Raw genomic sequence first — 13,579 nt, 5'->3', positions numbered from 1 at the left:
CACTAGACTGGAGGGATGGTAGGCGCCTCCACGAATGACCGGCTCGTCTGGATCGACTGCGAGATGACGGGCCTCGACCTCGCGGTCGATGAGCTGGTCGAGATCGCCGTCGTCGTCACCGACTTCGAGCTCAACGTGCTCGACCCCGGCTTCCACATCGTGATCAAGCCCGACGCTTCGGCGATGGAGAACATGGGCGAGTTCGTCACCGAGATGCACCGTTCGTCCGGACTCCTCGACGAGATCCCCCACGGGGTGAGCCTCGCGGATGCCGAGTTCCAGGCGCTCGAATACATCCAGCGGTTCGCGCCGGTCGAGGGAAAGGCTCCCCTCGCGGGCAACACCATCGGCACCGACCGCATGTTCCTGGCCAAGTACATGCCGCGCGTCGACCGCTGGCTCCACTATCGCAACGTCGACGTCTCGAGCATCAAGGAACTCTCCCGCCGGTGGTATCCGCGGGCGTACATCCACGCGCCGGCGAAGAACGGCGGACACCGGGCGCTCGCCGACATCCTCGAGTCCATCCGCGAGCTCGCCTACTATCGCGAAGCCGTATTCGTCCCTCAGCCGGGTCCCACCAGTGACGAGGCGAAGTCGATCGCGTCCTCGGCCGTGTCATCGTTCGCTCACCACGTGTGACATAATTGTTCAGTTGTCCGCTGCGGCAGACACATGGTGGCTATAGCTCAGTTGGTAGAGCACCGCGTTGTGGTCGCGGGGGTCGCGGGTTCAAGTCCCGTTAGCCACCCCACTCCCCCGAAGGCCCGTCGATCACCTCGACGGGCCTTCGTCCTTCGTCGGGCTCGAGCCGATCGACCGTAGAATTGCCCGAGCGGCGACTTTCAGGAGATGACATGAGCGAAGACGCGGGTTCCGGCGTCGCGCTCCGGCTCGACGCCGAACAGTTCGAGGCGTTGGTCGTCGACGAACTCGACCAGCTCCCCGACGACATGGTCGAGGGTTTGGACAATGTCGTGTTCGTCGTCGAAGACCGGCCCGAGGACGGGTCGCTCGATCTCCTCGGACTCTATGACGGTTGGGCTCTGACGGAGCGCGACCGATACGGCGTGGGCGAGCTTCCCGACCGCATCATCCTCTACCGCGAGCCGCACCTCGCGGCCTGCTCCGACGAGCAGGAGCTCCGCGACGAGATCCACACCACCCTGGTCCACGAGATCGCCCACTTCTACGGCATCGACGACGCGCGCCTGCACGAATTGGGGTGGGCATGATGCCGACGGTGGCCACCCCCGATCTCGACGTCGTCGACGACACCGAGCTCACGGCCGTTCCGCCCTCGTCATGGCAGACGGTGGTGTGGAACGACCCCGTGAACCTCATGAGCTATGTCAGTCACGTGTTCCGCACCTACTTCGGCTTCGACGCCGCGACGGCCGAGCGGCTCATGCTCGCCGTGCACCACGACGGTCACGCGGTCGTCGCGCGCGGCCCCCGCGAGGTGATGGAAGCACACGCGCATGCCATGCACGATTACGGCCTGTGGGCGACAGTTCGGAAGGAACCCGCGTGAGCGACAAGATCGTCGTCCTCGAGATCAGCGGTCTCGAGGCCCTTCACCTCGCCGGCATCGTCGGGCAGTTCCGTGATGTCGTGACGGACACGCAGCGCAGTGACGACCCTGCCGTCGCACGCCTGCTGCCGGATGCGTATCCCGATGATGAGGAAGCGACACGGGAGTTCCGTCGGCTGACCGGCGACGACCTGCTCGGTCGACGCGCCGCCGACGCGGAGGTCGTCCTCCGCACCCTCGGCATGGACGGCGGGGCGCATGACCAAGGCGACCCGGATGCCACCCTCACCATCGCTCTCGGCGAAGACGAGGCCCTGTCGTGGATGCGGACCCTGTCGGCGGTGCGTCTCGTGATGGCGACACGCCTCGGCATCCTTAGCGAAGACGATCATCAGCCCGACGATCCGCGCTTTGGGATCTACGACTGGATCGGCTACCGCCTCGACGGTCTCGTCACCGCACTCAACCGCCGCTGAGCGTTTCGGCATCGCCCGGTCCCTTCGACGAGCTCAGGGACCCGACCCTCCAGCTGGTCGAAGACGCCGGACGCGCCACTGCCCGAGCGCCCGCGATCGTTGGGGCCACTGCGTCCGGCTTACGGCACCCGCACGAATAGGGTCGCGAGCGACACCGGGCCGTTCTGCTCGATGTGCCGGTCCTCCTGCGCCGCCCACCGCTCCCAGTGCGGACGATACGTATCGCCGTCACGCTCGAGAGCGCGATGTCTGCGCGACGGCGACGGCGCATCCACCCACACCGCGACGTCCGCCAACCGCGCGGTCTCCGGAGTCAAAGCACCCGCTCCCTCGACGACGAGCGGCAGGGACGGGTCGACGGCGTAGGCTTCCGCACGCCCGCCGGCATCCCAGTCCCAGCGCTGCCACACCCCGACAGCGCCCTTCGCGTGCGGAGTCAGGATCATCTCGCACGCGTACGTCGAGCCGGCGGCGAGACCGTCCCAGCCGGGATAGACATCGTCGAGAGCGACGAGCTGCACTCGTCCTCTCAACGGCCAGGCCGCTACGAGGCGGCGTGCGAGCGAGCTCTTCCCCGCACCGCTGCGCCCGTCGATGACGATCACCGGGTTGGTCGCGCCGATCGCGCGCACGCGCTCGAACACCGCGGACGTGGCCGCGGTGAGAGCCTCGTCGACCTCGTCCGCGTTACTTCTTGAGGGCGCGGATGACACGGCTGAGAGCGCGACCCGCGACCCACACGAACGGAACGGCGACGGCGAGCAGCGACACGATGTTCGGGTCGAAGCGCAGGTCGTCGCCGCGGCGGATGTATGCGCCGAGAGGCAGGGTGTATCCGCCGCCGCCACCGCCACCGTTGCCCTGCTCGTCGGATCCACCGCCGAAACCGGCCCACGTGAGCGCGACCGGGACGATGCGGACGCCGTCGACGTCCTGCTGCTCGCCGTACGCGGCCGTGACGCCGAAGTTGGTGGACTGCTTGCCGAGTTCCAATGCGATGTTGGGCATGTTCCCCACCGTACCCGCGACGCCCACCGGAGCCCAGGGGTGTTGCGCCGTCGCGCCGACCGTGTCAGTGGTCGTACGTCGGACGAGGGTTGGTCGGGAGCGCCCCGCCGCCACGGGTCGGTCCGAGCAACGAGCCGCGGGTCACGGCGCCGCGACCGAAACGGGCGACGGCGCTGTCGAGCGCCCCCTCGACGCGGCGCCATTCGGCGTCGTCATCCCACAGGGTCGCGGCCATGGCCGCCGGAGCGAGCTTCTCGCCGCGCACGCCCACGAGCCGCACCGCTTGTCGACGGTCGATCGCGTCGAACAGCTCGATCGCCGCATCGCCGATGCGCTGACCGACGGAGGTCGCCTCGGGCAGGGTACGCGAGCGACTCAGCGTGGTGAAGTCGCTGAAGCGGACCTTGATGGCCACGGTGCCCGCCTCGTACTGCTGCGCGCGCAGACGCGCTCCGACCCGATCCGCGAGACGGCGCAGCTCGACGTGGAGCGTGGGCGTATCGGAGATGTCAGCGTGGAATGTCTCTTCGTGACCGATGCTCTTCTCCGTGCGACCCGTATGGACCTCGCGGGCATCGATCCCGCGGGAGAGATGCCAGACCCGCTCTGCCATCGCCGGTCCCAGTGCCTGCACGAGCACGGCCTGGGGCGCGTCCAGGATGTCGGAGACGAGACGGATGCCGCGCGCCTCGAGAGCCTCGGCCGCCTTGGGCCCGACACCCCAGAGGGCCCGCACCGACCGCGGACGCAAGAAGGCCTCGGTTTGGCTCGCCGCGACGATGAGCAACCCGTCGGGCTTGGAGATCGTCGACGCCATCTTCGCCACGTGCTTCGTCGCCGCGACCCCGACGCTGCACGTGAGTCCGGTCTCGGCCTCGACTCGTGCGCGGAGATCGCGCGCGATCCGCCCCGGACTCCCCCACAGACGTCGAGCGCCTCGCACGTCGAGGAAGGCCTCGTCGATCGAGAGGGGTTCGACGAGGGGCGTGACGTCATGGAAGATCGCCATGACCTGCCGCGACATCTCGGTGTACCGGTGATACGGAGGATTGACGACGATTGCGGTCGGACACAGTCTCAGCGCGACGGCGACCGGCATGGCCGACTTCACCCCGTAGCGACGAGCCTCGTAGGACGCGCTCGACACCACGCCGCGGCCCTCGGAGCCGCCGATGATGAGCGGCTTTCCGGCGAGGGAGGGGTCATCGAGCACCGCGACCGAGGCGAAGAAGGCATCCATGTCGACGTGCAGGATGCCGGTGCCGGTGTCATCCGCGCCCGGGGGCGAGACGATGCGCCCCGTGCCGTCCCCGCGTCCCATAGGTCCATTCTCTCCCGGGCCTCCGACATCGAGACGCTGGCGCTGACGATGCCTCAAGCCCGCAAGAACGACGGATGCCACGACCCGCCGCGCATGCGCGGCCGGGATCGTGGCATCCGGGGTCCTGCGGGCGGTTCTACTGCGCGGCCGCGCGCTCCAGCACGAGCTCTCGCACGCGGGCGGCGTCGGCCTGCCCCTTCATCGCCTTCATGACCGCGCCGATGACGGCGCCGGCGGCCTGCACCTTGCCGTCACGGATCTTCGCGAGGACGTCGGGCTGAGCGGCAAGCGCATCGTCGATCGCCGCGATGAGCGCCCCGTCATCGGAGACGACGGCGAGACCGCGCGCAGCGACGACCTCTTCGGGCGTCCCCTCACCGGCGATGACGCCTTCGAGCACCTGGCGGGCGAGCTTGTCAGTGAGCGTTCCCGCGTCCACGAGCTTCTGAAGGGCCGCGACGTTCGCCGGTGAAACGAGATCGGCGGCATCGCGCTCCTGCGCGTTGGCGACGCGAGTGATTTCGCCGGTCCACCACTTGCGGGCGGCCGCGGGGGCGGCCCCTGCGGCGATCGTGTCGGCCACCGCGTCGAGGAGCCCGCCGTTGGCGACGTCCTGGAACTCCAGGTCGGTGAAGCCCCACTCGGCCTTGAGTCGACGCCGGCGCGCGGCGGGAGGCTCGGGGAGCGCCGCTCGAAGCTCCTCGATCAGTTCAGGCGCGGGCACCACAGGGAGCAGGTCGGGCTCCGGGAAGTAGCGGTAGTCGTCGGCATCCGACTTCGGTCGACCCGGCGAGGTGCGCCCGGTGTCTTCGTGCCAGTGCCGCGTCTCTTGCGTGATCGTGCCACCCTTGGCCAGGATCGCGGCCTGGCGCTGGATCTCGTACCGCACGGCGCGCTCGACAGAACGCATCGAGTTCACGTTCTTCGTCTCGGTGCGGGTGCCGAGCTTCTCCTGGCCGCGCGGACGCAGCGACACGTTCGCATCGCAGCGGAGGTTTCCGCGCTCGAGCCGGGCCTCCGAGATGCCGAGACCGCGAACGATGTCGCGGATCGTCGCGACGTACGCCTTGGCGAGGGCGGGGGCGGAGTGCTCCGCACCGAAGATCGGCTTGGTGACAATCTCGACGAGCGGCACACCGGCGCGGTTGTAGTCGACGAGCGAGTACTCCGCGCCCTGGATACGGCCGGTCGAGCCGCCCATGTGGGTGAGCTTGCCCGCGTCTTCCTCCATGTGTGCGCGCTCGATCGGCACGGTGACGATCGAGCCGTCTTCGAGCTCGACTTCGACCGAGCCCTCGAAGGCGATCGGCTCGTCGTACTGCGAGATCTGGTAGTTCTTGCCGAGGTCGGGGTAGAAGTAGTTCTTCCGAGCGAACCGGCTCGAGGGCGCGATCGAGCAGCCGAGGGCGAGGCCCAGGCTGATCGACGAGCGGATCGCCTCGGCGTTCACCACCGGCAGGGCACCGGGGAGCCCCATGTCGACCGGCGCGACGAGCGTGTTCGGCTCGGCGCCGTGGTTCGCCTCGTTCGCCGGGTTCGGCGCGGACGAGAACATCTTGGTCGCGGTGTTGAGCTCGACGTGCACCTCGAAACCGAGGACGGGCTCGAACATCTCGAGCGCTTCGTCGAAGTCCATCAGGGCGTCTTTCGCCATCAGAGCGACGCTCCGTTCGTGAGAGAAGGGGCACGGTCGAGGAGCGGACCGCCCCACTGGTCGACGAGCAACGCCTCGAGCGCCGCGCCGACGCGGTACAGGCGCGCGTCCTCGCGGGCGGGGGCGAGGAACTGGATGCCGACGGGCAGCCCGTCTTCTTCGGCCAGGCCGCTGGGGATCGAGATACCCGGGACGCCCGCGAGGTTGGCAGGGATCGTGGTGATGTCGTTGAGGTACATCTGCAGGGGGTCGTCGATCTTCTCGCCGAGTCGGAAGGCCGTCGTCGGCGCCGAGGGCGTCGCGATGACGTCCACCTGCGCGAAAGCGGCGTCGAAGTCCTGCTGGATAAGCGTGCGCACCTTCTGCGCGCTGCCGTAGTAGGCGTCGTAGTATCCCGCCGACAGCGCGTACGTTCCGAGGATGATGCGGCGCTTGACCTCGGGCCCGAACCCGGCGTCGCGCGTCGCGGCCATGACGTTCTCGACCGTGGGGGCCCCCTGCGGGGTCACGCGGAGACCGAATCGCACCGAGTCGAACTTCGCGAGATTGCTCGACGCTTCGGCGGGAAGGATCAGGTAGTACGCGGCGACTCCGTACTCGAAGTGAGGCGCGTTGATCTCCACGATCTCGGCGCCCTGGGCTTCCATGGCAGCCAGCGAGGCGCGGAACGAGTCCGACACGCCCTTCTGGAAGCCGCGGTCGTCGAGCTCGCGGATGACGCCCACTCTCAGGCCCTTCAGGACCTCACCGGTCGCCCCCTCTCGGGCGGCCGCGGCGAATGAGGGCCACGCGTCCGACAGCGAAGTGGAATCGTTCGCGTCATGCCCGCCGATCACGTCGTGCAGCAGGCCTGCGTCGAGCACGGTGCGGGTGACCGGACCGACCTGGTCGAGGCTCGAGGCCAGGGCGATCGCGCCGTAGCGGCTGACCCCACCGTAGGTGGGCTTGACGCCGACCGTGCCGGTGACGTGGGCGGGCTGGCGGATCGAACCACCGGTGTCGGAGCCGAGTGCCAGGGGTGCCTCGAAGGCGGCGACGGCCGCCGCCGAGCCACCGCCGGAACCACCCGGAATGCGGTCGAGATCCCAGGGGTTACGCGTGGGACCGTAGGCGGAGAACTCCGTGGACGAGCCCATCGCGAATTCGTCCATGTTGGTCTTCCCGAGCGGCACGAGACCGGCGGCACGGGAACGAGCGACGACCGTGGCGTCGTAGGGCGACATGTAGCCCTCGAGGATCTTCGAACCGCTGGTGGACGGCATGTCGGTCGTGACGAGCACGTCCTTCACCGCGAGCGGCACTCCGGCCAGCTCGTGCAGCTGCTCACCGGCGGCGCGACGGCGGTCGATGTCAGCCGCGACGTCGAGGGCGTGGTCGCTGACGTGCAGGAACGCGTGGACGGCGCCGTCGACGGCGGCGATGCGGTCGAGGTGCGCCTGCGTGGCTTCGACGCTCGACACCTCGGACGACGAGAGCTTGGCCGCCAGGTCGGCCGCGGTGAGGCGGGTGAGATCGGTCACTGCTCTTCTCCCAGAATGGCGGTCACGCGGAATCGGCCGTCGGCCTGGTCGGGCGCGTTCTGCAGCACCTGCTCGCGCGTCAGCTGCGGCTGCACGACGTCGGGGCGGAAGACGTTCTCGAGCGGGATCGGGTGGCTCGTCGCGACGACCTCGGGGGTCGCCACCTCGGACACCTTCGCGATGTTGTCGACGATGGCATCCAGCTGGCCGGTGAGGCTCTGGACCTCCTCGTCGCTCAACTGGATCCGGGCGAGCACACCGAGATGGCGCACGAGATCAGGAGTGATTTCAGACACCCTCCGATCCTAGTTCGCGTCGTGTTCGCCCTGCGCTCGCGACCGGCATGGCCGGGGAGAGTCGCCGAGCGAGACACGCCTGGGGAGGAACGGTCGACTCGCCTCCGAAATCCTGTGGACACGGATCGCGGTTGTGAACGACGCCCCGCGCGACATGCCTCGCCCTAGGCTGGCCGGGTGACCAGCTTCGATCCGCCCCGTCCCTGGACCCACAGCTACGCCGCCGGCGTTCCCGAAGACCTCGAGCCCCAGACCGGGTCGCTCGTCGACATCGTCGATGCCTCGGCCCGCGACTATCCCGACGCTCCGGCGCTCCAGTTCTTCGGACGAGAGACGACGTACGCCGAGATGTCCGCCGAGATCGCGCGCGTCGCAGGCGCGCTGGCTGCTCACGGCGTGCGCGCCGGCGACCCGGTGGCGATCGTGCTCCCGAACTGCCCGCAGCACATCGTGGCGTTCTACGCCGTCCTGCGGCTCGGCGCCGTCGTCGTCGAGCACAACCCGCTCTACACCGCTCGCGAGCTGCGGAAGCAGTTCGAAGACCACGGCGCGAAGCACGCCATCGTCTGGAGCAAGGTCGTGCGCACGGTGCAGGACTTCCCCGCGGACCTGCGGCTGACGACGCTCGTGTCGGTCGACGTGACAGAAGCGATGCCGTTCCGCATGCGCCTGGCGCTGCGCCTCCCGATCGCGAAGGCCCGAGAGTCGCGGGCGGCACTCACCGAGAAGACGCGGGACGCCACCCCCTGGGCCGACCTCGTGCGTCACTCGCCGCTGCCCGAGGCGCACCCGCGTCCCTCGTCGGCCGACCTGGCGATCATCCAGTACACGAGCGGCACCACCGGTACCCCCAAGGGTGCCATGCTGACGCACGCAAATCTCCTCGCCAACGCCGCGCAAGCGCGCGCGTGGGTGCCGCAGATCGTGCGGGGCGAAGGGTGCGTTGTCTATGCCGTCCTGCCGATGTTCCACGCCTACGGGCTCACTCTGTGCCTCACGTTCGCCATGTCGATGGGAGCGCGACTGGTGCTGTTCCCCAAGTTCGATCCCGATCTGGTCCTGGCTGTGACGAAGAAGCACCCCGCGACCTTCCTGCCCCTGGTTCCGCCGATCGCGGAGCGGCTCCTCGCCGCGGCGCAGGCGAAGGGCATCTCGCTCCACGGCACCGACGTGGCGATCTCCGGCGCGATGGCGCTGCCGCACGATCTGGTCGTCCCCTTCGAGAAGGCCACGGGCGGATACCTGGTCGAGGGATACGGTCTAAGCGAGTGCTCCCCCGTCCTCATGGCGAACCCCGTCGCCGACAACCGCGTCGCCGGGACGGTCGGTCTTCCGCTCCCCGGAACCGAGTGCCGGGTCGTCGACCCCGACGACCCGCGCCGCGACGTCGAACGCGGCGAACTCGTCGTCCGAGGACCGCAGGTGTTCTCCGGCTATTACGGCAAGCCCGAAGCGACCGACGAAGTCTTCGTCGACGGGTGGTTCCGCACGGGGGACATCGTCACGATCGATGACGCCGGGTTCGTCCGCATCGTCGACCGGATCAAAGAACTGATCATCACGGGCGGTTTCAACGTCGCACCCACCGAGGTCGAGAACGTGCTGCGCCAGCATCCCGACGTGGCCGATGTGGCCGTGGTCGGGCTGCCGAGTGAACACTCTGGTGAGGAGGTCGTCGCCGCGGTGGTTCCGACTACTCCCGGCGCGATCGACGCTGAGGCGGTGCGGGCGTTCGCGCGCGGCATCCTGACGCCGTACAAGGTTCCGCGTCGCATCGTCGTCGTCAACGAACTGCCGAAGTCACTCATCGGCAAGGTGCTGCGCCGCCAGGTACGGGAGCAGCTCCTCCCGAAGGAGTGATCGTCGCCTGAGCGATGACGTCGTCGCCTGCCGCGGGTCGCCGGTGCCGACTCGCCGATCGCACCTCCGTGCGGCCTAACGCTCGTCGACGACCGCGTCCGAGCCTTCAGGCGCACCGCCATCGAGTGCTGCGGGCCCCTGCTCGACCAGAATGCGGAACTGAGCGGCATCCAGGATGCGCAGCCCCAGCTCCTCGGCCTTCGCGAGCTTGGATCCGGCACCCGGCCCCGCCGCGACGAAGTCGGTCTTCTTCGACACGCTCGACGCCGCTTTGCCGCCGGCGGCGAGGATCGCCTCCTGCGCCCCCTCACGCGTGTAGCCGTCGAGCGAACCCGTCGCGACCACGGTGAGACCGGCGAGAACACCACCCGCCGCGGCGGCGGCCCCGGGACCGGGGTGCCCCGGCACCGAGAACCGCACCCCCGCAGCCGCCCACCGATCGACGATCTCTCGATGCCAGTCGACCTCGAACCAGTCGATCACGGCGTCGGCGATGATGCCGCCCACCCCCTCGACCGCGGCGAGCTCTTCGCGCGACGCCGCGCGGATGGCATCCAGAGATCCGAACCACTGAGCGAGTGCCCGCGCGGCGACGGGCCCGACATGGCGGATGTTCAGCGAGACGAGCAGACGCCACAGGTCTTTCGTCTTGGCTTTCTCGAGCTCGGCGACCAGCTTGACGGCCTGCTCGGACGGCAGCACCTCGCGGTGGTCCTTGCGGATGCCGCGGCGCCTTCGCTCGGCCGGATCGAGGTCTTGGGTCCCGGGCGGGTACGACGCTGGGCCGAGCTTCTGGAACGGCGCCCGACGTACGAGCTCTCCGGTGTCCGGGTCGACTTTGCGCTCGCCCGTCTCCGAATCGCGGACGACGACCTCGATGGGAACCAGCTCCTCGACGGTCAGGTCGAACAATCCGGCCTCGGTGTCGAGCGGCGGGCGCTCGGGCACGTCCGGCTGCGTGAGCGCAGCCGCCGTGACCTCACCGAGCGCCTCGATGTCGAGAGCGCCCCTCGAGCCGATGTGCTCGACGCGGCCTCGCACCTGCGCGGGGCACGAGCGTGCGTTGGGACACCGCAGGTCGATGTCGCCCTCTTTCGCGGGGCGGAGGGGCGTGCCGCACTCGGGGCAGTCCGCCGGCATCACGAATGCCCTCTCGGTCCCGTCGCGCAGCTCGACGACGGGCCCGAGCACCTCGGGGATGACGTCGCCGGCCTTTCGCAGGACCACGGTGTCGCCGATGAGGACGCCCTTGACCTTGACGACATCCTGATTGTGCAGGGTGGCCTGGCGCACCACGCTCCCTGCGACCCTCGCCGGTTCCATCACCGCGAACGGTGTCGCGCGCCCCGTGCGACCGACCGAGACGACGATGTCGAGCAGCTTCGTGTTCACCTGCTCGGGCGGGTACTTGTACGCGATCGCCCACCGCGGTGCACGGCTGGTCGCGCCGAGCTCGTCGTGCAGCGCGAGTTCGTCGACCTTGACCACCACGCCGTCGATCTCGTGCTCCACGTCGTGTCGGTGTTCGCCGTAGTGCGCGACAAACGACAGCACGCCGTCGATGCTCGATTCGACGCGGCTGTACGGCGACGTGGGGAGTCCCCACGACGCGAGGAGTTCGTAGATCTCGCTCTGCGCCGCAACGGGCGGATCGGGCCACGCTCCGATCCCGTGCACGTACAGTGACAGGGAGTCGATCCGCGCGAGACCCGCTTCGAGTTCGAGACCGCTCTTCTTCTCGATCTGCTGCCGCAGGCCACCGCTGGCCGCGTTTCGCGGGTTGGCGAAGGCGGGGAACCGGCGCGCCGCAGCCTGCTCCGCCTTCTCTTCGTCGAACGCACGCGCACCGCGCCGACCGGCGGCACGCTCTCGCGCCTCAGCGACGGCGCGCTCCCGGAACTCCCCCTGGAGGCGGTTGAGGTTCTCAAACTTCGCGACGGGGATGAAGACCTCTCCGCGCACCTCCACGAGCGCCGGATGGCCCGCTCCCGAGAGCTCGCGCGGCACACCCGCGAGACGCAGCGCGTTCTCGGTGACGATCTCGCCCACGCGCCCGTCGCCGCGCGTCGCCGCCGAGGTCAGCACGCCGTTCTCGTACCTCAGGCTGATCGCCAGGCCGTCGATCTTGAGCTCGCTGAGCCAGTGCACCTTCCGCCCCGCGGCGGCTTCGGTCTTGACCGCCCAGTCGCGCAGTTCGTCTGGCGAGAACACGTTGTCGAGACTGAGCATGCGCTCGGCGTGCTCGATCGTCGCGAGATCCGTGGCCCCGGCCGCACCGACCGACAGCGTCGGGCTGTCCTGCCCCTGCAGCTCGGGATGAAGCCGCTCGAGCGCCTCGAGCCGGTGCATCCAGCCGTCGTAGGTCGCGTCGTCGACGAGCTCGGCATCGCGACCGTAGTACGCCTCGCGGGCGTCGACGATGCGCTGGGCCAGGTCGGCGGCCTCGGTGCGCGCGTCGTCGAGGGTGAGGTCGGGAAGCTGATCGTGCTCGGTCACGGATCCAGCTTAGGGAGGGCCTCCGACATCGAGCGCGGGCCTTGCGGGAGCGTGTCGAGCGGAGGACGAGGGACGACGGGAGGGCGATTCCGACGCGGCAATCCTCCGCTCGTCCCTCGTCCTCCGCCCGTCACACCGCCCGCGCGCAACGCCCTCTCGCCCGCTCACAGCGCCCTCCCGCCCGCGCGCAACGCCCTCCCGCCCGCGCGCAACGCCCTCCCGCCCGCGCGCAGCGCCCTCCCGCCGCGCGCGCAGGGCTGTTCTGCGGTGACGCCGCCCTGTCCCGGCGCCGCGCCTTCCGCGACAGAGCTCAGACCTCGACCGGCACCGCCGACACGGTCCGGTCGATCGTGAACTGCCCGATCACGCGCGTGCCGTCGTACAGCACCGCCGTCTGGCCGGGGGCCACGCCGTCGAACGGCACCTCCGGGCGCACGGTCAACACCCCGCCGTCGAGCGTCGCGACCGCGGGAACCGGATCGGCGTGGGCGCGGATCTGCACGTCGCACGAGAACGACGTCGCCGACGGCGCGCGCCCCGCCCACGTGAAACGCTCCCCCGCGATCTCGGCGCAGGCCAGAGCCTCCTTCGGGCCGACCACCACGGTGTTGTTCACCGGACGCACCTCGAGCACGAACCTCGGCTTGCCGTCGGCGGCGGGAACGCCCAGCTGCAGCCCTCGGCGCTGGCCGACGGTGAACGCGTGAGCTCCGTCGTGGGTGCCCACCACGGCTCCCGAACGGTCGAGGATCTCGCCCTTCTCGGCACCGACCTTGTCGGCGAGCCAGCCGCGGGTGTCACCGTCGGGGATGAAGCAGATGTCGTGGCTGTCGGGCTTCTGCGCCACCGTCAGGCCGCGCTCCTCCGCCTCGGCGCGCACGAGCGCCTTCGACGGGGTCGAGCCCAGCGGGAAGTACGTGTGCGCGAGCTGCTCGGCCGTCAGCACGCCCAGGACGTACGACTGGTCCTTGGCGTTGTCCGACGCCCGGTGCAGCTCCCGCCCTTCGGGCGTGTCGACGAGAGTGGCGTAGTGCCCGGTGCAGACGGCGTCGAAGCCGAGTTCGATCGCGCGCTCGAGGAGCGCGGCGAACTTGATCTTCTCGTTGCATCGCATGCAGGGGTTGGGCGTCCGACCCGCGCGGTACTCCGCAACGAAATCGTCGATGACGTCGTCGCGGAACCGCTCCGAGAAGTCCCAGACGTAGAACGGCATCCCGAGCTTGTCGGCCGCGCGTCGGGCGTCCATCGCGTCCTCGATCGTGCAGCACCCGCGGCTCCCCGCGCGAAGCGTGCCGCCGGCGCGCGAGAGCGCCAGGTGCACGCCGACCACGTCGTGGCCCGCGTCGACGGCGCGCGCCGCCGCCACCGCGGAATCGACGCCACCGCTCATCGCCGCCAGAACTCGCATCGTCCC

Annotated in this window: 13 protein-coding genes and 1 tRNA gene; 6 read left to right on the top strand and 8 right to left on the bottom strand. The window is 69.5% G+C overall.

Translation table 11 applies throughout. From position 1 onward, the window contains the following. The first annotated feature begins 15 nt into the window (after nucleotides 1–15). From orn to ACMW4R_RS12995, 5 genes are all read left to right on the top strand, one after another. Nucleotides 16–642 (top strand): oligoribonuclease, encoded by a 627-nt coding sequence (gene orn, locus ACMW4R_RS13015; protein ID WP_058596076.1) that lies wholly within the window; start codon nucleotides 16–18, stop codon nucleotides 640–642. Between the two features lie 36 nt (nucleotides 643–678). Beyond that, nucleotides 679–754 (top strand) — tRNA-His (locus tag ACMW4R_RS13010). A 103-nt stretch (nucleotides 755–857) separates the two neighbouring features. Then, nucleotides 858–1,235: a metallopeptidase family protein gene (locus ACMW4R_RS13005; RefSeq protein ID WP_058596077.1), complete on the top strand. Its 378-nt coding sequence runs from the start codon at nucleotides 858–860 to the stop codon at nucleotides 1,233–1,235. Next, nucleotides 1,235–1,534 (top strand): ATP-dependent Clp protease adapter ClpS, encoded by a 300-nt coding sequence (gene clpS / locus ACMW4R_RS13000; protein ID WP_241490422.1) that lies wholly within the window; start codon nucleotides 1,235–1,237, stop codon nucleotides 1,532–1,534. Before ACMW4R_RS13005 ends, clpS begins: the two co-directional genes overlap by 1 nt. Next, nucleotides 1,531–2,010, top strand: coding sequence for a DUF2017 family protein (locus ACMW4R_RS12995; protein WP_241492203.1), 480 nt, complete (start codon nucleotides 1,531–1,533; stop codon nucleotides 2,008–2,010). The genes clpS and ACMW4R_RS12995 overlap by 4 nt, the downstream gene beginning before the upstream one ends. 119 nt (nucleotides 2,011–2,129) lie before the next feature. Here the strand turns inward: ACMW4R_RS12995 and ACMW4R_RS12990 are convergent, their stop codons facing one another. From ACMW4R_RS12990 to gatC, 6 genes are all read right to left on the bottom strand, one after another. Further along, the gene (locus tag ACMW4R_RS12990; protein ID WP_418300111.1) at nucleotides 2,130–2,723 is read right to left on the bottom strand and encodes a hypothetical protein; all 594 of its coding nucleotides are present in this window, start codon (nucleotides 2,721–2,723) and stop codon (nucleotides 2,130–2,132) included. Next, a complete protein-coding gene (locus ACMW4R_RS12985) occupies nucleotides 2,698–3,018 on the bottom strand; it encodes a hypothetical protein (RefSeq protein ID WP_058596110.1) in 321 nt (106 codons plus the stop codon). Before ACMW4R_RS12985 ends, ACMW4R_RS12990 begins: the two co-directional genes overlap by 26 nt. 64 nt (nucleotides 3,019–3,082) lie before the next feature. Next, nucleotides 3,083–4,339, bottom strand: a complete 1,257-nt coding sequence (gene dinB, locus ACMW4R_RS12980) for a DNA polymerase IV (protein WP_418300110.1) — start codon at nucleotides 4,337–4,339, stop codon at nucleotides 3,083–3,085. A gap of 136 nt (nucleotides 4,340–4,475) precedes the next feature. Beyond that, nucleotides 4,476–5,993, bottom strand: coding sequence for an Asp-tRNA(Asn)/Glu-tRNA(Gln) amidotransferase subunit GatB (gatB, locus tag ACMW4R_RS12975; protein ID WP_058596081.1), 1,518 nt, complete (start codon nucleotides 5,991–5,993; stop codon nucleotides 4,476–4,478). Beyond that, nucleotides 5,993–7,513: an Asp-tRNA(Asn)/Glu-tRNA(Gln) amidotransferase subunit GatA gene (gatA, locus tag ACMW4R_RS12970; RefSeq protein WP_058629253.1), complete on the bottom strand. Its 1,521-nt coding sequence runs from the start codon at nucleotides 7,511–7,513 to the stop codon at nucleotides 5,993–5,995. Before gatA ends, gatB begins: the two co-directional genes overlap by 1 nt. After that, a complete protein-coding gene (gatC, locus tag ACMW4R_RS12965) occupies nucleotides 7,510–7,809 on the bottom strand; it encodes an Asp-tRNA(Asn)/Glu-tRNA(Gln) amidotransferase subunit GatC (protein ID WP_058596083.1) in 300 nt (99 codons plus the stop codon). Before gatC ends, gatA begins: the two co-directional genes overlap by 4 nt. A gap of 177 nt (nucleotides 7,810–7,986) precedes the next feature. Here gatC and ACMW4R_RS12960 point away from each other — a divergent pair, with 177 nt between their 5' ends. After that, nucleotides 7,987–9,669, top strand: coding sequence for a long-chain-fatty-acid--CoA ligase (locus ACMW4R_RS12960; RefSeq protein WP_058596084.1), 1,683 nt, complete (start codon nucleotides 7,987–7,989; stop codon nucleotides 9,667–9,669). 75 nt (nucleotides 9,670–9,744) lie between these two features. On the opposite strand, the gene ligA is transcribed toward ACMW4R_RS12960, so the two are convergent. Next, a complete protein-coding gene (ligA, locus tag ACMW4R_RS12955) occupies nucleotides 9,745–12,165 on the bottom strand; it encodes an NAD-dependent DNA ligase LigA (protein ID WP_418300109.1) in 2,421 nt (806 codons plus the stop codon). Nucleotides 12,166–12,475: 310 nt separating this feature from the next. After that, nucleotides 12,476–13,573, bottom strand: a complete 1,098-nt coding sequence (mnmA, locus tag ACMW4R_RS12950) for a tRNA 2-thiouridine(34) synthase MnmA (protein WP_081317290.1) — start codon at nucleotides 13,571–13,573, stop codon at nucleotides 12,476–12,478. Nucleotides 13,574–13,579: the final 6 nt, after the last annotated feature.

This window comes from Microbacterium sp. S1037 (assembly GCF_048381605.1).
In the GTDB taxonomy this organism is placed as follows: Bacteria; Actinomycetota; Actinomycetes; order Actinomycetales; family Microbacteriaceae; genus Microbacterium; species Microbacterium testaceum_B.
This window is presented reverse-complemented; position numbering and strand designations above follow the sequence as displayed.

Excerpts from the sequence above, each read along its gene's own strand:
- orn (WP_058596076.1), top strand. The coding sequence starts at position 16 with ATGGTAGGCGCCTCCACGAATGACCGGCTCGTCTGGATCGACTGCGAG.
- ACMW4R_RS13005 (WP_058596077.1), top strand. The coding sequence starts at position 858 with ATGAGCGAAGACGCGGGTTCCGGCGTCGCGCTCCGGCTCGACGCCGAA.
- clpS (WP_241490422.1), top strand. The coding sequence starts at position 1,235 with ATGCCGACGGTGGCCACCCCCGATCTCGACGTCGTCGACGACACCGAG.
- ACMW4R_RS12985 (WP_058596110.1), bottom strand. The coding sequence starts at position 3,018 with ATGCCCAACATCGCATTGGAACTCGGCAAGCAGTCCACCAACTTCGGC.
- dinB (WP_418300110.1), bottom strand. The coding sequence starts at position 4,339 with ATGGGACGCGGGGACGGCACGGGGCGCATCGTCTCGCCCCCGGGCGCG.
- gatB (WP_058596081.1), bottom strand. The coding sequence starts at position 5,993 with ATGGCGAAAGACGCCCTGATGGACTTCGACGAAGCGCTCGAGATGTTC.
- mnmA (WP_081317290.1), bottom strand. The coding sequence starts at position 13,573 with ATGCGAGTTCTGGCGGCGATGAGCGGTGGCGTCGATTCCGCGGTGGCG.